The organism is Cupriavidus basilensis (assembly GCF_008801925.2).
Classification (GTDB): Bacteria; Pseudomonadota; Gammaproteobacteria; order Burkholderiales; family Burkholderiaceae; genus Cupriavidus; species Cupriavidus basilensis.
Map to the genome: position 1 here is coordinate 246,678 of NZ_CP062805.1, position 18,812 is coordinate 265,489.

At 61.7% G+C, this 18,812-nt stretch carries 15 protein-coding genes and 4 pseudogenes; 11 read left to right on the forward strand and 8 right to left on the reverse strand.

Annotation, left to right across the window (positions count from 1 at the left end):
- Nucleotides 1–17 precede the first annotated feature (17 nt).
- Entirely contained in the window at nucleotides 18–1,409 is a 1,392-nt protein-coding gene (locus F7R26_RS36680) for a GntP family permease (protein ID WP_058697615.1), read from the reverse strand.
- A gap of 182 nt (nucleotides 1,410–1,591) precedes the next feature.
- On the opposite strand from F7R26_RS36680, the gene F7R26_RS36685 reads away from it, so the two are divergent.
- From F7R26_RS36685 to F7R26_RS36695, 3 genes are all read left to right on the forward strand, one after another.
- Complete coding sequence (locus F7R26_RS36685; RefSeq protein ID WP_058697616.1) at nucleotides 1,592–2,491, forward strand: LysR family transcriptional regulator; 900 nt, start codon at nucleotides 1,592–1,594, stop codon at nucleotides 2,489–2,491.
- A 187-nt stretch (nucleotides 2,492–2,678) separates the two neighbouring features.
- Complete coding sequence (locus F7R26_RS36690; protein ID WP_058697682.1) at nucleotides 2,679–3,410, forward strand: CoA transferase subunit A; 732 nt, start codon at nucleotides 2,679–2,681, stop codon at nucleotides 3,408–3,410.
- Nucleotides 3,394–4,050: a 3-oxoacid CoA-transferase subunit B gene (locus F7R26_RS36695; RefSeq protein WP_058697617.1), complete on the forward strand. Its 657-nt coding sequence runs from the start codon at nucleotides 3,394–3,396 to the stop codon at nucleotides 4,048–4,050. Before F7R26_RS36690 ends, F7R26_RS36695 begins: the two co-directional genes overlap by 17 nt.
- Before the next feature lie 402 nt (nucleotides 4,051–4,452).
- On the opposite strand, the gene F7R26_RS36700 is transcribed toward F7R26_RS36695, so the two are convergent.
- The 4 genes and pseudogenes from F7R26_RS36700 to F7R26_RS36710 all read right to left on the reverse strand — a co-directional run bounded on the left by F7R26_RS36700 (nucleotide 4,453) and on the right by F7R26_RS36710 (nucleotide 6,854).
- Entirely contained in the window at nucleotides 4,453–4,761 is a 309-nt protein-coding gene (locus F7R26_RS36700) for an EthD family reductase (protein ID WP_058697618.1), read from the reverse strand.
- A gap of 316 nt (nucleotides 4,762–5,077) precedes the next feature.
- A pseudogene (locus F7R26_RS42025) lies at nucleotides 5,078–5,429 on the reverse strand (transposase); the annotation flags it as partial.
- Between the two features lie 314 nt (nucleotides 5,430–5,743).
- Nucleotides 5,744–5,918: pseudogene (locus tag F7R26_RS41260) on the reverse strand (tyrosine-type recombinase/integrase); the annotation flags it as partial.
- Between the two features lie 72 nt (nucleotides 5,919–5,990).
- Nucleotides 5,991–6,854 carry a LysR substrate-binding domain-containing protein gene (locus tag F7R26_RS36710; protein ID WP_058697619.1) on the reverse strand — a complete coding sequence of 288 codons (864 nt, stop codon included), beginning with the start codon at nucleotides 6,852–6,854 and terminating at the stop codon, nucleotides 5,991–5,993.
- A gap of 105 nt (nucleotides 6,855–6,959) precedes the next feature.
- Between F7R26_RS36710 and F7R26_RS36715 the strand changes: the two genes are divergently transcribed.
- Nucleotides 6,960–7,826 (forward strand): alpha/beta fold hydrolase, encoded by an 867-nt coding sequence (locus F7R26_RS36715; RefSeq protein WP_058697620.1) that lies wholly within the window; start codon nucleotides 6,960–6,962, stop codon nucleotides 7,824–7,826.
- Between the two features lie 129 nt (nucleotides 7,827–7,955).
- Nucleotides 7,956–8,208 (forward strand): annotated as a pseudogene (locus tag F7R26_RS41265) (aminotransferase class V-fold PLP-dependent enzyme); the annotation flags it as partial.
- A gap of 388 nt (nucleotides 8,209–8,596) precedes the next feature.
- On the opposite strand, the pseudogene F7R26_RS36720 reads toward F7R26_RS41265, so the two are convergent.
- Nucleotides 8,597–8,836: pseudogene (locus F7R26_RS36720) on the reverse strand (DUF3307 domain-containing protein); the annotation flags it as partial.
- A 102-nt stretch (nucleotides 8,837–8,938) separates the two neighbouring features.
- Here F7R26_RS36720 and tnpA point away from each other — a divergent pair.
- The 3 genes from tnpA to tnpC are packed head-to-tail and all read left to right on the forward strand — an operon-like array spanning nucleotide 8,939 to nucleotide 11,433.
- The gene (gene tnpA / locus F7R26_RS36725) at nucleotides 8,939–9,415 is read left to right on the forward strand and encodes an IS66-like element accessory protein TnpA (protein ID WP_058697621.1); all 477 of its coding nucleotides are present in this window, start codon (nucleotides 8,939–8,941) and stop codon (nucleotides 9,413–9,415) included.
- Entirely contained in the window at nucleotides 9,415–9,768 is a 354-nt protein-coding gene (tnpB, locus tag F7R26_RS36730) for an IS66 family insertion sequence element accessory protein TnpB (protein ID WP_058697622.1), read from the forward strand. The genes tnpA and tnpB overlap by 1 nt, the downstream gene beginning before the upstream one ends.
- Nucleotides 9,769–9,825: 57 nt before the next feature.
- Nucleotides 9,826–11,433: an IS66 family transposase gene (gene tnpC, locus F7R26_RS36735; RefSeq protein ID WP_058697683.1), complete on the forward strand. Its 1,608-nt coding sequence runs from the start codon at nucleotides 9,826–9,828 to the stop codon at nucleotides 11,431–11,433.
- 225 nt (nucleotides 11,434–11,658) lie between these two features.
- On the opposite strand, the gene F7R26_RS36740 is transcribed toward tnpC, so the two are convergent.
- On the reverse strand, nucleotides 11,659–11,919 hold the full coding sequence (locus F7R26_RS36740) for a hypothetical protein (protein ID WP_058697623.1): 261 nt from the start codon (nucleotides 11,917–11,919) through the stop codon (nucleotides 11,659–11,661).
- A 791-nt stretch (nucleotides 11,920–12,710) separates the two neighbouring features.
- On the reverse strand, nucleotides 12,711–13,961 hold the full coding sequence (locus F7R26_RS36745; RefSeq protein ID WP_416351388.1) for a tyrosine-type recombinase/integrase: 1,251 nt from the start codon (nucleotides 13,959–13,961) through the stop codon (nucleotides 12,711–12,713).
- 224 nt (nucleotides 13,962–14,185) lie between these two features.
- Between F7R26_RS36745 and F7R26_RS36750 the strand changes: the two genes are divergently transcribed.
- Genes F7R26_RS36750 through F7R26_RS36760 form a run of 3 tightly spaced genes read left to right on the forward strand, consistent with a single transcriptional unit; the run spans nucleotide 14,186 to nucleotide 18,659 of the window.
- On the forward strand, nucleotides 14,186–16,231 hold the full coding sequence (locus tag F7R26_RS36750) for a hypothetical protein (protein ID WP_058697625.1): 2,046 nt from the start codon (nucleotides 14,186–14,188) through the stop codon (nucleotides 16,229–16,231).
- A 3-nt stretch (nucleotides 16,232–16,234) separates the two neighbouring features.
- Nucleotides 16,235–17,215: an ATP-binding protein gene (locus F7R26_RS36755; protein ID WP_150984232.1), complete on the forward strand. Its 981-nt coding sequence runs from the start codon at nucleotides 16,235–16,237 to the stop codon at nucleotides 17,213–17,215.
- Between the two features lies 1 nt (nucleotide 17,216).
- Nucleotides 17,217–18,659 carry a hypothetical protein gene (locus F7R26_RS36760; protein WP_058697627.1) on the forward strand — a complete coding sequence of 481 codons (1,443 nt, stop codon included), beginning with the start codon at nucleotides 17,217–17,219 and terminating at the stop codon, nucleotides 18,657–18,659.
- The last annotated feature ends 153 nt before the right edge of the window (nucleotides 18,660–18,812 follow it).

An 18,812-nucleotide genomic window follows, 5' to 3' on the forward strand; every position in this document is an offset into this window, starting at 1 on the left:
GAAGCGGGCCCGGCGCGTCAGAGCAGTCCGGTTGTGTAGAACACCCCGATCACGAAGAACACGGCAAGCGTCTTGATCAAGGTAATGGCGAAGATGTCGCGATACGATTCGCGGTGCGTGAGGCCGGTGACGGCCAGCAGCGTGATGACCGCGCCGTTGTGGGGCAGCGTGTCCATGCCACCGCTGGCCATCGAGACCACGCGATGCAGTACCTCCAGCGGAATCTGCGCGGCGTGCGCACCCTGAATGAACGCTTCGGACATTGCGGCCAGCGCGATGCTCATGCCGCCCGATGCCGAGCCGGTGATGCCGGCCAGCGTGCTGACGGAAATGGCCGCGTTCACAAGCGGGTCCGGAATGCCGCGCAGCGCGTCGCTGACCACGAGGAAGCCTGGCAGCGCGGCAATCACGCCACCGAATCCGTACTCTGACGCGGTATTCATCGACGCCAATAGCGCGCCCGAGACGGCTGCCCTGGTGCCTTCCGCAAAGTGCCGGCGCACCGCGCCGAAGGCCGTCACGAGCACCACGACGATGCCCAGGACCAGCGCACCTTCCACGGCCCAGATCGCGGTCACGCTTGCGACCTTGGTTTCGACCGGCTTCGACAAGCCCGGCAACGACACGCTGTGGGCGTGGCCGTACCAGAGCGGAATCAGGCGCGTGAGCCAGAAGTTCGACACGCCGACCACAATCAGCGGCAGGATGGCCAGCAGCGGCGAAGGCAGCTTGCTTCTTTCCACTCGTTGCGGCTCATTGAGGAGGTTAGTGCCGTAGCCCTCGCCGCGCTTGGCTGCGGCGCGCCGGCGGGATTCCAGATAGAACAGGCCGACCAGGACAAGGAACAGGGACCCCAGAATGCCGAGCATCGGCGCGGCCCACGAAGTGGTCTTGAAGAAGGTGGTCGGGATAATGTTCTGGATCTGCGGCGTGCCCGGCAGCGAATCCATCGTGAACGAGAATGCGCCCAGCGCGATGGCGCCCGGCATCAATCGCTTCGGGATATTGCCCTGACGGTAGAGCTCGGCGGCAAACGGATAGACCGCGAACACCACCACGAACACCGACACGCCACCGTAGGTCAGCAGTGCGCAGACGGCCACAATGACCAGGTTGGCGCGCGCAGAGCCGATATACCGGATCGCGGTGGCGACGATCGATTCGGAAAAGCCTGCCAGTTCGATCACCTTGCCGAACACGGCGCCGAGCATGAACACGGGAAAGTACAACTTCACAAAGCCGACCATCTTCTCCATGAAGACGCCGGAGAAGACCGGCGCGATCGCTGACGGATCGGTCAGCAGCACAGCGCCCAGCGCGGCCAGCGGGGCGAACAGGATGACGCTGTAGCCGCGATAGGCGGCCACCATCAGGCACGCCAGGGCGGCGAGCGCGACAACGACGGACATGGGTGTCTCCAACACTTATTTTGGGATCCTCGAGCAACGAGTGCGGCGGTCGCTACGCTGGCGCGCCCTGTCTGGTTCCGGCGGGGTCGGCTCGAGGTGTTGGAGATTATGTGTATTGCTTTTTTGCACGACAACGGCAAATATGCAAGATTACTGTGCGTCCATGCACATATGGAAATGCCATGCGGAAACATCCGGAATGGAACGACTTCAGGTTCTTTCTCGAACTTGCGCGGAACGGGAAGATTTCCCTGACCGGGGAAAAGCTCGGTGTTGAGCACTCGACCGTGTCACGTCGGATTGACCGTCTGGAAGAAAGCCTGGGCACGGTGCTGTTCGACCGGCGTCGCAATGGCTATTCCCTCACCGACGCCGGCAAGGCGCTGGTTCCGCATGCGGAGCGGATGGAGAATGCGTTGCTCGGCGCCATCGAAGAGAGCGAGGGCCAGTCGGGCGACGTCGTCGGCACGGTTCGGGTTGGCACGCCAGAGGCGTTTGGCATCAACGTGCTGGCGCCCAGCCTGGTGGATCTCCATGCCCGGCATCCCGATCTGCATGTCGAGTTGATGGCGCAGCCCCAGTTTCCCAGCCTCGTGACGCGCGAGGTCGAGATCCTGGTGACGCTGGAGCCGCCGCAGGTCGGCCGCTATACGACGGCGCGCCTGGCTGAAGTGGACTACTTCCTCTATGGCTCGCCGGCGTATCTGAAGGCCCGCCCTGCGATCGGGGCGCTTGCCGATGTTGCCGAGCACGCGTTCGTGGACTACGTCCACGACGGCTCGGTCAGCGAGCGGTATCGCATCCTCGAAGAGCTGACGCCGAGTCCCAGACGGCACTTCACCACGACGAGCGTCCTGGCCCAGCGGGCCGCCGCCGCAGCGGGGATGGGCCTGGTCCTGCTGACGCCTTATGTCGCTGGCACCGGCTCAGATCTCGTCAGCATCTTCCCTGACCAGCCGCTGATTACGCGCACTTTGTGGATCGCCGCGCCCGAAGACCTGTTCCGGATCAGGCGTATCCGCTGTGTGTGGGACTTCATTCGCGAAGTCGTTTCCCGTCACCCGGACGAGTTTCGGCGATAGTTAGCCGCAACACCGCTTTCGCCCAACCCTCCCGTCATCCTTTGTGCATCTGCGCACAACGACCTTGCGTTCGTTGCCGTTGTTGTTGAAAAAAGCACGAACAATAATGGGCAGCACGACAGCGACGTCGGCGGACTTCCTCGACTGATCTGTCAGAACCCCTTGTCAGAAGTGGATGGTGACGGAGATGAACAAACTATTCAGAAGCGCCATGGACGCGCTCGATGGCATTGTCGAGGACAGACAGACCATAGCAGTCGGAGGATTCGGGCTTTGTGGCATTCCGGCGGCCCTGATCTGCGCATTGCGCGATACCGGCGTGACCGGTCTCACCTGTATCAGCAATAACGCCGGCGTTGACGATTTTGGACTGGGCCTGCTGCTCCAGACTCGTCAGATCAGCAAAATGATCGCGTCCTATGTAGGCGAGAACAAGGAGTTCGCGCGCCAGTACCTCAGCGGCGAACTGGCGCTCGAATTCAATCCTCAGGGCACATTGGCGGAGAGGCTGCGCGCTGGCGGCGCTGGCATTCCGGCGTTCTACACACGGACGGGCGTTGGTACCGTCGTGGCCGACAACAAGGAAGTACGCGAGTTCGATGGCGAGCGCTACGTCATGGAGCGCGGCCTCAAGGCCGATATTGCGCTGGTGAAGGCGCGAGTCGCCGACCGTGCCGGCAATCTCATGTTCGGCCGTACCGCCCGCAACTTCAATCCGGAAGTTGCGATGGCCGGGCGCATCACGGTGGTGGAAGTGGAAGAGCTTGTGGAAGTCGGTCAGCTCGATCCCGACGAGATCCATCTGCCCGGCATCTTTGTCGACCGTCTGGTTGTTGTTCCTAATCCGGAGAAACGTATCGAACGCAAGAGCTTCCGCTCGCGCGACAACAAGGAGGCAAGACATGGCGTGGACGCATGACCAGATGGCCGCGAAGGCGGCCGCCGAACTTCGCGACGGGGACTATGTCAATCTGGGCATTGGGTTGCCAACGAAGATAGTTCAGCACGTGCCGGACGGCATGCAGGTATGGCTTCAATCAGAGAATGGCTTGATCGGCATTGGACCACCTCCGTATGAAGACGAGATCGATCCTGACCTGATCGATGCCGCCAAGCAAACCATCACGATGGCGCCAGGCGCATCCATCTGTTCCTCATCGATGTCTTTCGCGATGATCCGCGGCGGTCATATGGATCTTACGATCCTGGGAGGCATGCAGGTCAGCGCGGCTGGGGACCTGGCAAACTGGATGATTCCGGGAAAGATGGTCAAGGGCATGGGTGGCGCGATGGACCTCGTCGGTGGAGTGCGCCGCGTCGTGGTGGTTATGGAACACAACACGCGCGATGGCGAGATGAAGATCCTGGAGCGCTGTTCATTGCCGCTCACCGGAGCGGGAGTGGTCAACCGCATCATCACCGACCTGGCGGTCATCGATGTGACTGGCGCCGGCCTCATCGTCCGAGAGATGGCCCCGGGCGTTTCCAGGGATGTGCTCCAGGCGAGGACTGAGCCAACACTGAGCTTCGATGCCAGCGGTTCTTTTCTATCCGTATAACGAGGTACTGAACGTCTGAAGATGAATGCGGATGCCTTGTCTCCCGGCAAGTATATCTGCGATGTGTCAGCCAAAGCCGGCCATGCCGGCGGTGACGAGGAGCCGGCGGCAACGATGTTGATCCGATGCGAGGTGATGCACAGCTAGCTGCAGAATCAGCATACCTTCGAAGACGCTGCGGATGCTGACGAGGAGCCATGTGCCCACTGTATGGAGCCCTGAGCGCGCGGCAAACAACCAGTCTGTAGGTCACGCTCCATGTGGCGCGAATGACGGGTCCCGCGCCAGCTGTGGTGCCATTTGACATGCGGCTTGCCCCCGGGACCTCCTGCATCGCGATGTTTATCTTGATAGCGGGTACAACCCACCTCCTCTCAAAGAAAGTGGGCCGTAAAACCCAGGCTAAACTTCCTTGGTGTCGAATATGAGCATGTCAACGCCGGACGGGGCAAAGTTGCCGACGTCAGCTGCCGCGGCGGCGCCCTCACGGGAAGCCATCGCCTGCTGGAGCGCAGCCAGCGAATCGAAGCTCAGCACTGCAATCAGGTGAAACGGCGAATCGCCGGCAGGGCTTGAAACTGGGCCGCTGCTGACCTCGTAGCGTCGCAGGCCGGGGATTTTCTTGGCGATTGGAACATGGGTCGAGAAGTAATATGAATCGAACGCCGCCGTGTCTGCAGGCTTCTTGTATAGCACCACCAACTTTGCCATCGTAGTTTCCCTAAAAAACGTGAGTTTGCACAGCACAGCGATCAATGCAAGGACTAGCAGCCGACCGTTGCGGGTTCAGGCTGTCGTGACTTGGTCCTTGCTTGGCGTCCATGCCGTGCCTCGAACCGATCAGCGTGCGCCAGCTCGGGTTCGGGTCGCGCTCAAATCACGGTGATGTCTTAAAGGTTAGGCGCCAATGCTGTCAGAGAGAATTGGCCCGCTGCGCAAGATTGCGTTGCGTGTGCCGCAACCTGAAAACTATGTATGTGATGGAAACGAGACAAAGCGGCCACTGAGGCATGCACTATGCAATCTACTGGTCTGCGCGCCGTTGGAGAACGGCCGTCTTGCGCGCCGGATGACGTCCAGGCGGCCTCGACGAACACCCGCCGCACGTGGCTATTGCCGGCCTTGGTTATGCCGCCTCGTCGGTCTCGTTTGCCGCTGGAATGCTCGCTTGGCACCAGGCCCGAATACGCCATCCGTTGCGGCGCATCGGAGAAGCGTCGCTAATCGCCAAGCTCGGCGACTACGGTTACTGGAGCAATCAGGCTGACATCCTGCAAGGCCATCCATGCCTCGGTCACCGGCCACACCGGGCAGTCTTACACCGCGCGTTCGATTGCCTGCTCCAGGCTCGCTACAAGTTGGCTGCAAGACTTGACCGTTAGCCAGTCACTTCAGATCGATGTATGAGCAAGAGTCCGTGTGCCCCCGCATTGACGGGTGAGGCGATGCCGGAAGGGAAACCCGCGTGCAGCCCAGAATCTCGGAAACGCGTGGGAAGAAGGCGAAGGGGGCTTGGTGAGGAACGATAGTTTTTGCCGGCGGAAGCTGACGTCCTGCGCTCAGTTGCGCGCATAGGGAACCGCAATTGAGCCGGCGACTATGGAATGATCCGATTCGCGCGTAGTTTGTCGAACTGCCGCAGGAACATGTCCTGCGATTCTTGAGCTTCATCAAAGCCATACTGACGCGCCTTGGCGGTCAACGGCCCGGCAAACGGGCGCCGATTAGGGTGACCACCCGCGAGCGTTCTTCCTAGTACCGGCCAGCACCCAGCATGCCGCCGGTTGCGGGTCGGCCAAGAAGCGCTCGTAGGCGAGCATGTCCTCATGAGTCAGTGACGAGAGTGGCTTATCCAGTTGCAGCACGGCCCTCTTTCGACATCGTTCTCCCCAACTTTCCCACGCACTCGTATATCTGGGGCGAACGCCATCGCAGCGCGTTTATGCGTGTAGCTCAGCGACAATACGTTCCGCGAGAAAATCGCAGGGGGGCCGGTTCGACTTGACACTCCGCGCAAGTATGATCTCGAGCGTGCCAATCTCAGGCAGTCCCTGCGCAGACCCGAGCAACGTAAAGTCAGGCGGCACCGCACACCGTGCCAGTGGGGTAATGGCGAGGCCGGCTCGGGCCATCGTTAGCAGGCCCAGCAGACTCGGACTCTCATATGAGGTTCGATACGCAATCTTTACGCGCTCAAGGCTTCGAATCGCCTTCTCGCGTGCGACGCTTCCAGGCAGAAACACGGCAATGGGTAGCGGCCGCTCTCGCCAGATATCAGTGGAGCCTGGGGCGGCTGCCCACACCATGGGCTCATGCCGCAAGAACTCACCGGTCAGCCCTTTGACACGTGTCGCGCAGACGAGATCTACCGTGCCGTCTCGCAGCATCGGGGCTAGCGCGACGCTGGGTAGCCCGATCACCTGGATTTCGACCTTGGGATAGCTGGCCGAGAACTTCTTGAGAATCGGCGGAAACAGTGAGGTCGCGTAATCGTCAGGTACGCCGATCACCACGCGGCCAGTGACGTCCGGTCGCACGACCGCTGCCCATGCCTCATCGCGTAGTGCAATGATCCGGCGCGCATACGTCAGAAGGACCTCTCCGTCCTGCGTCGGAATCACGCTGCGCGGCTTGCGCACGAAGAGCGCCTTGCCGAGGGCCGATTCCAGCGTTTTGATCTGCATGCTCACCGCCGATTGCGAGCGATGCACGAGGTCGCCCGCTCGGCTGATCGTGCCCGTATCTGCGACGGCGATGATCATGGTGAGAACGTCGACGTCGAGGGCTTTCCGCTCAGTGCTCATGCGCTTTCTCTTGTACAGGTATCAGAAAATCTGAAAGATTCCATCAATATTATGCGATTTTCTTTTTGGGTGCGGTGCAGCAAAGTCTGCGAAAAGGAGTTAGACATGAATGCCCGAGCGCCCCTTACTACGCTGGCTCTTGCCGGTGCCTGGCCACAACCCTCTTTTGTTTCCACCGCCTCTGGCATCGCCGTTCCATACGTGGAAGCTGGAAGCGGCGAGCCAATGGTATTCGTGCACGGGTCGCTGTGCGATTTCCGCTATTGGGACCCGCAGCTCGCTTCGTTATCGAAGAACTTCCACTGCTTCGCTCCGAGCTTGGGCCACTATTGGCCGGAAACCGGTGCATTCGGACGCGGCGCCTTCAGTTGGGAGGCGCACGTCGCTGAAATTGCGGAGTTCATCGCGGCGCTGGGTCTGGAGCCGGTCCATCTGGTCGGGCACTCGCGCGGCGGTTGCATCGCGTTTCACCTGGCGCGCGAATACCCTCACTTGGTGAAGACGCTCACCCTCGCTGATCCGGGCGGCCCAGTGCAGGCAACGCCGCAAGCAGAGGCCGGAAAATTGCCGCCGGCCACCCACGCGTTGAGAGCGAAGGCCGCAGAACTGATTGAGCAGGGCGAATTCGATGCCGGTCTGAATCTGTTTGTAGACTCGGTAACCATGCCTGGCTTTTGGAGCAAGAGTTCCCAGAGCTTCCGCAGGATGGCGCTCGATAATGCGCCCACACTGCCGAAGCAGCTGCTTGACCCGTTGCCCGCCTACACACGTGAAGCCGCCCGTGAAATCCAGTGTCGAACGTTGCTGATCGACGGGCAAAAGAGTCCGCGCATGTTCCGTAGCACGGTCGAGAAGCTTCAAGAATGGATCGGGCGCGCTGAGCGTCAGACAATTGCCGGAGCATCTCACGGCATGAATATTGCCAACCCAGGCGCGTTCAATCGGGCGGTTGCCGGGTTGGCTACTGGCTAGAGGGGCCTTGCGTCCAGGGCACACATGGGCTTCTCTCGCCTACGGGGGCGGCCTCTAGCGGGCATACAGTCTGGCTTGCCGGACGATAGTAACAAGTCGTCTGGCACAACTGCCTTCCGACGTGCCAGACGCCGCTACTTGGTGCAGTTGCTTGGCGCCGACCCGCGCGAGATCATCTGGACCTCGGGCGCGACCGGGGGGAATAACTTGGCGATCAAGGGCGCTGCGCAGTTCGATCGAGCGGCGGCATCTAGTGACCGTTCGCCCCGAGCACACGGCCGTGCTTGACACTCGCCGAGAACTGGAGCGGCGGGGTTTCGAGGTGACGTACCTGGAGGTCGGTTCCGACGGCCTTATCTACCTCGACACGCTCGCAGCGTCTACAGGCCAGCACGCGTCCAGCCCTTCGTTGCCGTTGAGGTCATGTCCGCCGGCACCTACGCCAAGGCGTAAGCGGAAAATGGAAGTACGCGGTCCCTGGCACGACGCGCTCGGGACCCTTGATTTTCAAGAACGCTCTCTCCGCCGCGCCCTATCTGTTCGCGACATAATCGTGTTGGTGATCGGCGTGCTCGTCGACAGTGAGCCGCGTGGTCACTTCGCTGGCCGGTCGTCGGCGCCACCTTATGCGCGCGTCAGTCGCGGGCGAGCTCGGCAATCACCGAGTCGGTCACAGGCACCGGGGTCTTGGCTTGTCGCCTGCGACCGACGATTTCCAGCTACCAGCCCTGGTCCCCCCTGCGCGTCGCTGGCAGGGGGTCTCAGCGCTTTCAGTCCAGCCTCCCAACCAGCCAGACGATGGCAAGATAGGTCAGCACGTGCGCGTACTGGTCCAGGCCAAATGCCCACCAGAACTGCGGCAGATTCGGTGTCAATTTGGCGCGTCGGCCGAGACGCACCTTCCAGCGATCGATCATGTAGTGAACGACAGCGTCGGTGATCCCTAGCCAGAGCCAGTAGGCCATACCGAAGCCGGCGAGCAGCACCGCGGTACACAGGCCATGCAAGCCCGCGTGGGCATAACCACCGTAAGCGCGAAATTAAGCGCACCTAGCTTTTGTGGCTGAGAGTGGGCAGGCTTGCGTCCGCAACCACCATTTGCGGACGCAAGCATGATGGACAACGAATGTGAAGTTCCGCCGCTGAGAGTGACCCGTGTTCGCTCCAACGGGAAGCGAGACTTTGACCCCAGGGATAAGCGCCAACTGGTCGAGGCGTGTCTGCGGCCAGGGGTATCGGTAGCTGGGATGGCGCTCAAGGTCGGCATCAATACGAACCAGTTGCGCAAGTGGATTCGGCTGCACCAAGCGGCAACGGAAGCCGCGGCGGCCGACAGCGCGGAGCTTGCAGTGCCAGCGTTCGTACCGGTCATCGAGATTAGCGGGGTAAAGCGAGTTCCGGAGTCGCCGCTGGCGCGGGAATGCCTGCCAGCCCAGGCGCCTGCTTCCACCCAACCATCGGTACGACCGTCGCTGAAACCTGCACTACTGACGGCGCGGCTGCCCAACGGCGTGACGGTCGAACTTGAATGCGGCGGACAGGACGTTGCGCTGGTGAAGGCGATGATCGAAGCGCTGGGAGCGCGTTGATGTTCCGATTCGACGCTAACGTACAGGTCTACCTGCACCGCAATGCGGTGGATTTCCGCCTCGGGATCAACGGGTTGGTTGCCCTGGTCGAACAGTCGATGCAGCTTGATCCGTTTGCCCGCGCCGTCTATGCCTTTCATAACCGTCGGCGCAACCGCATCAAGCTGTTGCTGTGGGACCGCAACGGCTTCTGGTTGCTGCTCAAGCGCCTGGAGGAAGACCGCTTCGTGTGGCCACGGCGCCAGCAGGCGGTGATCGAGCTGACAACCGAGCAGTTGCACTGGCTGCTGGACGGCATCGACGTGGACGCGGTGAAGCGCCACCCGTCACGCAAATATCAGCACACGGCTTGATGGTCGTTCGGGGTGACGTATACCCGATTGCGCCATGGCTGCACTATCGTGTTCAGCATGAACGAACACGACCTCTCCCAATTGCCGCCGGCCGCCCAGGCCTATATCCGCGAGCTCGAAGCGAAGGCTGCCACCAACGCCCAGCACATCGCCGAGCTGAACGAGCGCATCAAGCTCCTTGAGGAACAGTTCCGCCTCGCACAGTCCAAACGCTTCGCACCAAGCAGCGAGAAGCTCAAGGACCGAGTGTTCGACGAAGCCGAACAAATGGCCACTGCGGAGCCGGCCGACGACGATGAGGATGACGCGCTCGCGCCGCCAGACACGGGGCTGCCAGAGCCTGATAAGCCCGCAGGCCGCAAACGTGGCCGCAAGCCGCTGCCGGCGGACATGCCGCGCCAGCGAATCGAGTACGACCTGACCGAGGACCAGAAGATCTGCCCATGTTGCCAGGGTTCGATGCACCGCATGGGCGAGGAAGTCAGCGAGCAGTTGCACATCGAAGCAAAGGTCTCCGTTCTGCAGCACGTCCGCTTCAAATACGCGTGTCGGCACTGCGAGCGCAATGCCGAACGCACGCCGGTGTTGACTGCGCCGATGCCGGCGCAACCACTGCCGGGCAGCAACGCCAGCCCAGCGATGCTGGCAACGGTGACCACCGGCAAGTACGTTGATGGCACGCCGCTCTATCGGATGGAAGACGCGCTGGGTCGCGCCGGCATCGAAGTTGGCCGCGGCACACTGGCCAACTGGATCATCCGGCCTGCGCAACTGCACTACAGCCGGCTGTACGAGGCGCTGCGCCGCACGCTGCTGTCGCAGCCACTGATCCATGGCGACGAGACGACGGTGCAGGTGCTCAAGGAGGAAGGCAAGGCCGCGCAGAGCAAATCGTACATGTGGGTGTATCGCAGCGCGGAGGACTGCGAGCATCCGGTGGTGCTGTTCGACTACCAGCCGGGGCGCGGACAGGAGTATCCGCAGGCGTTTCTCGCCGGCTACGAGGGCATGCTAATGACCGATGGCTACAGCGCCTGGCGCACGCTCGAAGGCGTTACCCACTTTGGCTGTGTTGCGCACGCGAGGAGAATGTTCGTTGATGCGCAAAAGGGGCAGAAAAAGCCCAGCGCTCGAGTACTAAAGGCGCTCGAGTACTTCCAGGCCCTGTATCAGGTCGAGACGCTCGCCAAGGCAGACCTGCCCGAAGGCGAAACGCGCGTCAACTACACGTACCGGCTGCGTCAACAGCACAGCGTGCCGCTGCTGGAAGCCCTCAAGGCATGGCTGGACCAGCAGGCGCCGCAGGTACTGCCGGAAAGCCTGCTGGGCAAGGCCATCGCCTACGCGCGCAACCAGTGGGAATACCTGAGCCGATATGTTATCGATGGGCGTGCGCCCATCGATAACAATCCGGTCGAACGTGACATCCGCCCATTCTGCACAGGGCGAAAGGCATGGCTCTTTGCAGACACTGTCGCGGGGGCGAAGGCGAGCGCCATGATCTACAGCCTGATGCTTACGTGCCGCGCCTGTGAGGTCGAGCCGTATGCTTATCTGCTCCACGTGCTCACAGAGCTGCCACAGCGCGCGCTGGAGGCTGACATCAGCGACCTGTTGCCGTTCAACTTCCCCCGGCGGCAAACCGCGCCGCCGCACCCTGCCTGAGCGGCGGGTCGATAGTTGCCTGGGTATTCCGGTTCAACGTGACCGCCGATTCCGGTATCGTGACCGGCCATTCCGGCATCGTGATCGGCCATTCCGGACAGCCGGGAAAATCGGTCACGTTCATCCGGAATCGGCGGTCACGTTCACCGGAATACGCAGTTGCCCCCAAGTCGGGGACTCCATCACACGGAGAGAAGCCCCTCGTTACCCGGTAACAGCGAGGCGCTAGCGGGGGACGTTGAAATAGAGATCCCACTGCTCCGAATCCGGATTGAGCCTGCGCACGATCGCGTCGTCCGCTCGTGCGATCAGCCGCTCCAGCATCTGACGCTTTGTTACCGTGTAACGGTGCGCCAGCCGGGCGAGAGCAAGGTCGGCTTCCGTACTGACCCACATATCCAGCCGCCGCTCTCCGTTGCCGTCCTTGCCCGCCGTCGCGCGCCTTGCCCGATAGGCGGCCTGCCGCTGTGCTGTCGTCTGCGCCATCTGCACTCCTCATGATCGTTACCCGGTAACACTCCGGTGTGGCGACGTTACCGGGCGTGAAGTGTAATAAAAGTAGTTCGTCAGTGGCTGAGCACAAGGCCAATTAAATCAATAAGTTAGCGTTTCTTGTGTGGGCGTCCGTATCAACATTGCTACGATTTTTCGAGTAGTAATCCTGGCACTTTCGTGAGGCGCGAAGTAATTCTGAAACGATCGCGGGTCCGTCACCTCGTGTCATCTTTACTACTTTTCGCTCTGACTACGCGGATTCGCTCGGGGTGATTAAAAGGAGCGTTCGCGCGAAACATTCCAAAATAAGGCTGCAATCGCAGCCGAGAACTCCGAATGTGAGGTGGCCTTGCCGCAGAGTGAGAGTAGTCGCGCAGGGGACACGATTTCTCCGAACTGCGGAAGTAAAGATGATACGTTCTGCGTGATTAAGCGCGCGAATCAACATTACTTCGCACAGGGAGCGCGATTACTACACTTCACGCCACCGGGACCTTGTTTCGCATGGGAAAGATACAGTCGCACGAATGCTGAGCGAAAAATTGCTACGTTCGCATGAATGTTGAGCGTGGCTCGCACGAATGGCGATCCTCAACAGAAGTAGAGCGCTTCGACGAGACGCCGCCGCCAATGCGCGCGTTCGACCCGCCTCCTCATGTCCCGTAAGCGGCTCTTATAAAATGCAATTAATCACCTTGATGCGCCCGAAGACTTGAACGGGAAGCTTGCATCAATGGGATGGCGCCGAAATTTCACGATGGTGATGATACGGCGCCCGGTTGCTATTTCTTGCTTCCCCAACCAATCCGATGCCGCTCCTGCGTGGCCTCATGCCGCGCATCCTCCTCGCTGTGCAGGTAGCCGCTCGTCGTCGACAGCGAGCTGTGCCCGAAGTTGTCCCGCACAAAGCGCAGGTCGACCTGCTGGTCGGTCATATGCGAGCCAGCGGTGTGGCGCAGCCAATGGGCCGAGGCACTGGCCAGCACCGCGGCCTGTGCTTCCCATTCCGGCCCCCGCGCGCGCAGGCGCGCCGCGGCCATGCCAAACACCTCTTTCAGGATCAGGTGCAGCGCTCCGCGTGACAGCGGTTTCTCGCTGTCCGCTTTTCCAATCACCGGCAGCACCAGTGGCCGCGTCTCCCCGAACTGCGGAGTCGGCGGCAATGCGTGGGCGCGGCGGTAGCGCGCCAGTTCGGCAATCAGCTCGTCGGTCGCCGGCACCAGCCGCGTCTTGCTGCCTTTGCCGGTCACCTCCAGCCACCAGCGCTCGATGCCCTGGGCATCGCGGCGGCAGAAGAACGCCCCCATGGGGGTGGCCGTCACCTCCGACGCACGCAAGCCGCCCAGATAGAGCACGGTCAGCACCCAGCGGCAGCGCGCCGCATGCAGGCGTTCTCGCGCGTTTTCGGTTGGCATCGCTTCGACCGTGTCTTTGACGATCGCCCACATGTCGTGGCTCAGATAGCGGGTGATGCGCGCCTTGGTTGGCGCGCGCCGACGGCGGGCGAGGGCGAGCGGGTTACCGGCCACGTAGCCCGCCTCGGTGAGCCAGGCGAACAGCGCGTTCAGGATCACCAGCGCCTGGCGCACGCTGCCGGGCGACAGCGGCCCGGCGAACGGGCGCCAGTCCGGATGGCTGCGCGCGAGCTTCTTGCTGCCGGCCAGGACCCAGCGGGCGGCCGGCTGCGGATCGGCCAGAAAGCGCTCATAGACGAGCAGGTCCTCGTGCGTCAGGGAAGACAGCGGCTTGCCGAGCTGTAGCACGGCCCACAGGATCAGCCGCTCCACCTCGCGGCGATAAACGGTCACCGTCGCCGCGCTGTCGGCGTAGCGCGCGAGCCAGGCGGTCACGGCGGACAGGTCGTCGGTCGCCGCGATGCGGGTGGCCGTGGCGGGCGCTCGGTTGCTGCCGTCGTGCCCGGACAGCGCCGACGGCAGCCGTAACTGCTCCAGCGGAGTGGGTAGGGCGGCGAGGGGGCGGACGTAGGTGGGGCGGGCGGAAGGGCGGGCGATTCCACGGTCGTTAGTTTGCACAATTTTGTATCCGAGACGTGGCCGTGAAATCGACGCCGCCCGGGCGTGCGAGAACAAATTTACTTCACGAAATTCTGCACCATTTTGTTCTCCCGGCGAACATTCGAAGCAATTTTGTATCTTTGCCAACGTTTGTTCCATTCTCGTCGTGCGATTTTTCCCAAATGTGCCCTAAGGTTTATAACCATCGCCTCTGGGGCGATCGGCCGATTTTGGAGCGTCGCATGGAAGAGGGTATTGACGACAATTCCTGTTGCTCCCGCCGGAGGATAGACGGGCGAACCGTCGACACTTCCCACTGGGCCAGCCCCGATGAGGGAGCGCTTACTGGTGACCGACGCGTCCTGTACCTTGCGAGAAAGCAGGCGGTTTCGCTGTATCTTTCCGGTGCCTCGGGCGAAAGCATCAGGCGGCTGACGTCGCTTGGCACAAGTCAGGCCTATCGTCTCATCCGGGAGCGCTGCCTTGAGACGCATCCCGACGGGCGTCCTTATGGCTGGCGCGGGCTTGTGCCATGGCTCCGAGTCAAGCCATACCGTCGTAGCACGAAGGTCCATGTCGACCAGTTCGGCCGCGGTGCTGCGGGCGCGATGCAGGCGCTGCTGGACAGTCAGCCGGCGCTTCGTCAGGCATTTGAGGCGCGTATCCTCGCGAGCGCCTCAGCCAAGCGACTAGTCGAAACTAAACAGTCGAGAAGGCGTCATTGCGCGTGGTTTCTGGACCAATTGCGTGGCTTCGGGTACGAAGCGCGAAACGAATGGCCGTTCAACACATTGAGCCTTGGCTACTCTTCGATCTGTCGGTATATCGACAAGGTGCTGTCGGCCAACCCAAGGGCGCTGGCCGCGGCGAGTGGCGGGCCGAATTTGGCTGTGAAGCTGAGGTCCGGTGACGGAACCGGGCGGCCGGTGCAGAGGTTCATGCAACGCGTCGAAATGGACGCGCACAAGCTAGACGGACGTTTCTGCGTGTCGCTTCCCCTGATGGGGGGCGGTTTCAAGGAGAAGATCGTTCATCGTCTCTGGGTCGTTGTGATCCTGGAGGTCGTTTCGCGCGCGGTGCTAGGGTACTACTTCAGCGTGAGACGGGAAATATCGAAAGATGACGTCATGCGCGCGCTGAAGCGGGCATTGGGCAGATGGTGCCTGCGCCCGGTCAGTTTTTGCGATACGCCGTATCTGCCTGAAGCCGGGCTTCTTTCCGCTCTGGGTAGCGATTTCGTCGGGCTATGCTGGGACGAGACCAGCGTAGATGGTGCGCTTGCCGAGACTTGTCAGCACGTGCGGGATGCGCTGCGCGACAGCGTCGGCTCCACGCTACTGGACCCGAAGACCTCGTTCTCGAAACGTCGAAGCAAGGATGACCGCCCGTTCATCGAGACGTTTTTCCGCAATCTGGCCGGACAGGGATTCCAGCGTCTTTCCAACACCACCGGCGCAAATTTCCAGGACCGCAAGGGAAGACAGCCGGAAGAGGTCGCCCTGGCGAGTCGATTCCAGTACGAATATGCGGAAGAGCTGCTGAACGTGCTCATTGCCAACTACAACGCGACACCGCACAGCGGGATTGGTAACCGCACGCCGCTCGCGTATGCGAAGTTCTTGTACCACCATTCCCAGCAGAGCTTCCGGCGAGCCGACCCCGCTGTCGTGGACACGCTATTCAGCATCCGCAAGCGCTGCATCGTGCGCGGGGGCGCTAAGAGCGGGCGTGCCCCGTTCGTTGAGTTCCATTACGGCCGTTATACCAACGACGTGCTGCACAACCGGCACGACCTTGTCGGCTCCGAGATCTGGGTGGTCTGCCACAAGGAGGATGACTGCCGGGTGGCGCTTGCCTCCACGCTGGACGGTATGTCACTCGGCGTGTTGCGGGCAGCACCGCCTTGGAACATGTCGCCGCACAGCCTGTCGCTACGTGCTGCAATTTGCCAGGCGTGCTCTCACGGAAAGTTTGCGATTCCGGCAGGCGTCGACGCCATCGATGTCTTCATGCGCTACGTGGAGAGTCAGGCGCACAACCGCTTGCCGGTCCATCCGGCCTACCTCGAGGCACGGCGCATACTGGCAGCCGCAGCCGATTCATCAATCGGGCCTTCCATGCTGGATGTAGCAATGGCTCGGGCCAAGGCAGGCAGCAGTTCTTCAAAGGGTAGCAAGGGGGCCGCTTCGGAGCCGACGGCAAGACGCGCGCAGTCTGGCGCCGCGGACCCGCTGAAGCCTTCTGCGGGTCCTACGCTGCCTCCGCGTCGAATGGCGCAGTCGAGGTAAGCCATGTCCTTCTCACTGCCCGAGCGCATCGATCCGCGGCACTGCATCGTGACGAAGCAATACGCGGTGTATACACCGCCCATGCACGAAATGATCGAGCAAATCGGCGAATGGATCGACCAGCAGCGCCCCGGCGGCTATATCTATGGTGCGTCACGCCTAGGCAAGTCCCGCTGTGTGCAGTGGTACGTTGCAAACGAATTGCAGGAGCGCTTCAAGGCCGTCATGCCCCTGGTGGTGTGGAATCGCCGCCCCGACAGTCACAGTAGTGAAGCGGGATTCTGGCACCAGCTCTTACTCGCCTCGCGTTTCGAATTCGCCAACCCGGCAAAGCCGCCGAAGAAAGCCGAAGGCATATACCTGTGCAAGCAACGCTTCATCGCCATTGCGAACAACGCGCAACGGAACTACATGGTGCTGCTTATCGACGAAGCGCAGGATCTGACGTTGCGGGAGTGGAAGTGGCTGGTCGGCCTGCAAAATGAGCTCGATTACGAGGGCTATTTACTCAGCGTATTTTCAGTCGGCTCACACCAGTTGAACTATCGCCACGAATATATGGCCATCACGGGCAACGCTCACGTCGCCGCGCGCTTTATGGCAGCGCATGCGCGCTTCCACGGCCTGCGCTCGCCCGAGGAGATCGGGTACGTGCTCAACGGCTACGATATCGACTCCGAGTGGCCGCCAAGCAGCGGCGTTCCGTACCTGGCGCACTTCGCGCCGGCGGATTATGCGGCCGGGCGCCGGCTCGCCGAATGCGCGGCGCTGCTGTGGAAAGCGCTGATGGAGCTTTCGCCCCAATCTGCGCGCGGGCATTTCGAATTTCCAATGCAGCATGTCGCGAAAGCCACCGAGGCGATACTCTTCCAACTGGCGCGGGGCGAAGACTGGGCCGACGTGACCTCCTATGAGAGCTGGTTGCGAGAACTCGCTAAAGCGAACTTCCCGGACCACATGAGGATCATCTCGACGGGTAGTTGACATGGCGGCCTACCCATCGGTGAACTGGTGGCCGGGAAACCTCCGTCCGTACGAGTCGAGGCTGTCGTTCGTCGCCCGCTTCTGCGCACTGAATGGCATCAACGTCCGAAAATGCGCGGAGTTTTTGAGTGTGGAGCCCGATAGCAGCACGCCGCTTCCGATCGACGAAATCAGGCGCCTGGCGTCCGTGCTGGGTGAGACCGCGCCGCTTGTCGAAGACGTTTTCTCGCCTTCCATACGGTTCATCGATGTCGGCCGTTATGGCCCGCCTCCCGATAGTCGCGAGCGACGTGCCATCCGCTATTGCGAGACCTGTGTGCAGCACGGCTACCACAGCTACCTGCATCAGCTTGGGTGGCTTTCGCGGTGCCCATTTCACCTGAGCGAGCTGAAAACGACCTGGGCGCAGAAGCACACCGCCAGGCTCGTGTCGCAGCGTGTGGGCGCGTTGGAGTTCGTGATGCGGCAACGCTGCAGGACGTGGCCGCACGGCATTGATGCCGGCTTTCCCGCCCGAGAGCCGGGGCGTGTTGCGTCGCTCGCCGGCTGGGTCGCACGGGCGAGCGTCGCTGCCGCGCGCATGTCGCTCGGCGAGATCTGGTCGTCGGGCAACGATGGCATGCCGGGGGCCGTCTCCCTCGACCAAGCGTTCGGTCAGCTGCGCGCGCTTGAGCCCCCGCCCGAGGACATCGAACCGCTCCTTACCGAAGCCGGTGATCGGTGGAGTCTGGAAAGCCACGCGTTTGCGCGGCAAGCGAAAATCCAGCTCGGCCGCCTCAGGTCGAGCCACCTCAGCTTTGCCGACGTTCTTCACTTCTATATACGCATCAACGCCGCTTCGGCGAATCCGTCTTCGTTTGTCACGCGCCTGAATGCCATGCAAGACCGACAGGCTCGCCATGGCACCTGTCGCTGTCGGTGGAGGCTGACTAAGGAGGGACGGCTTTCGCGCTGGGTCAGCGTGCGTCCAGAGGAGGGGCCCCGCTGGGGCCTGATCTGCCCATACGATATCGCGCTCAACGAACTTCAACTCGGCTGGGGCCGTTCGGACCTGGCGCTCTCCAATCGGCCGGCGGAGCAGGAACGGCGGCGCTTCTGCAGCGTTTCTCACGCGATGCGCGACTTGGGCCTCATCCGCTATACACGGGAGGCAGCGGTAGCGCCGGCGGGTTACCTATATGCCGATCAGGACGTCTGGACCTGCTGCGAGTGGGTCTGGGAGTCGACGCTAACCGCAGTGCTCGATATGGCGGTCACGTGGGAAATCGAGCTGACGTTCGATGCGTTGACCACTTGGCTAGATGACATCGATCGGGGTGTCGATCCGCTTGAGCGGGACGATTCCAAGTTTTGCGTCCGCCTGTGCGAAACCGACGATGGCCTCTTGCTGATCAAGTGGACGAGGGCAGAAGCGAATGTGCGTCGGGGGCGACCCCGGATCTGAACGCAACGTACCGTGAGCAACGTGAAGCCCGTTGGCTTGCGACGCATTGCGGCCAGAGTTTCGGCCCAGGGGGCTCGGAACAAAATTGTGCAGAAAACGCTAACAAAATTGTGCAAACCAACGCGGGGGTCTAAAAAGTCACAGCTAGCTTCG

Excerpts from the sequence above, each read along its gene's own strand:
- F7R26_RS36680 (WP_058697615.1), bottom strand. The coding sequence starts at position 1,409 with ATGTCCGTCGTTGTCGCGCTCGCCGCCCTGGCGTGCCTGATGGTGGCC.
- F7R26_RS36685 (WP_058697616.1), top strand. The coding sequence starts at position 1,592 with ATGCGGAAACATCCGGAATGGAACGACTTCAGGTTCTTTCTCGAACTT.
- F7R26_RS36690 (WP_058697682.1), top strand. The coding sequence starts at position 2,679 with ATGAACAAACTATTCAGAAGCGCCATGGACGCGCTCGATGGCATTGTC.
- F7R26_RS36695 (WP_058697617.1), top strand. The coding sequence starts at position 3,394 with ATGGCGTGGACGCATGACCAGATGGCCGCGAAGGCGGCCGCCGAACTT.
- F7R26_RS36700 (WP_058697618.1), bottom strand. The coding sequence starts at position 4,761 with ATGGCAAAGTTGGTGGTGCTATACAAGAAGCCTGCAGACACGGCGGCG.
- F7R26_RS36710 (WP_058697619.1), bottom strand. The coding sequence starts at position 6,854 with ATGAGCACTGAGCGGAAAGCCCTCGACGTCGACGTTCTCACCATGATC.
- F7R26_RS36715 (WP_058697620.1), top strand. The coding sequence starts at position 6,960 with ATGAATGCCCGAGCGCCCCTTACTACGCTGGCTCTTGCCGGTGCCTGG.
- tnpA (WP_058697621.1), top strand. The coding sequence starts at position 8,939 with ATGATGGACAACGAATGTGAAGTTCCGCCGCTGAGAGTGACCCGTGTT.
- tnpB (WP_058697622.1), top strand. The coding sequence starts at position 9,415 with ATGTTCCGATTCGACGCTAACGTACAGGTCTACCTGCACCGCAATGCG.
- tnpC (WP_058697683.1), top strand. The coding sequence starts at position 9,826 with ATGAACGAACACGACCTCTCCCAATTGCCGCCGGCCGCCCAGGCCTAT.
- F7R26_RS36740 (WP_058697623.1), bottom strand. The coding sequence starts at position 11,919 with ATGGCGCAGACGACAGCACAGCGGCAGGCCGCCTATCGGGCAAGGCGC.
- F7R26_RS36750 (WP_058697625.1), top strand. The coding sequence starts at position 14,186 with ATGGAAGAGGGTATTGACGACAATTCCTGTTGCTCCCGCCGGAGGATA.
- F7R26_RS36755 (WP_150984232.1), top strand. The coding sequence starts at position 16,235 with ATGTCCTTCTCACTGCCCGAGCGCATCGATCCGCGGCACTGCATCGTG.
- F7R26_RS36760 (WP_058697627.1), top strand. The coding sequence starts at position 17,217 with ATGGCGGCCTACCCATCGGTGAACTGGTGGCCGGGAAACCTCCGTCCG.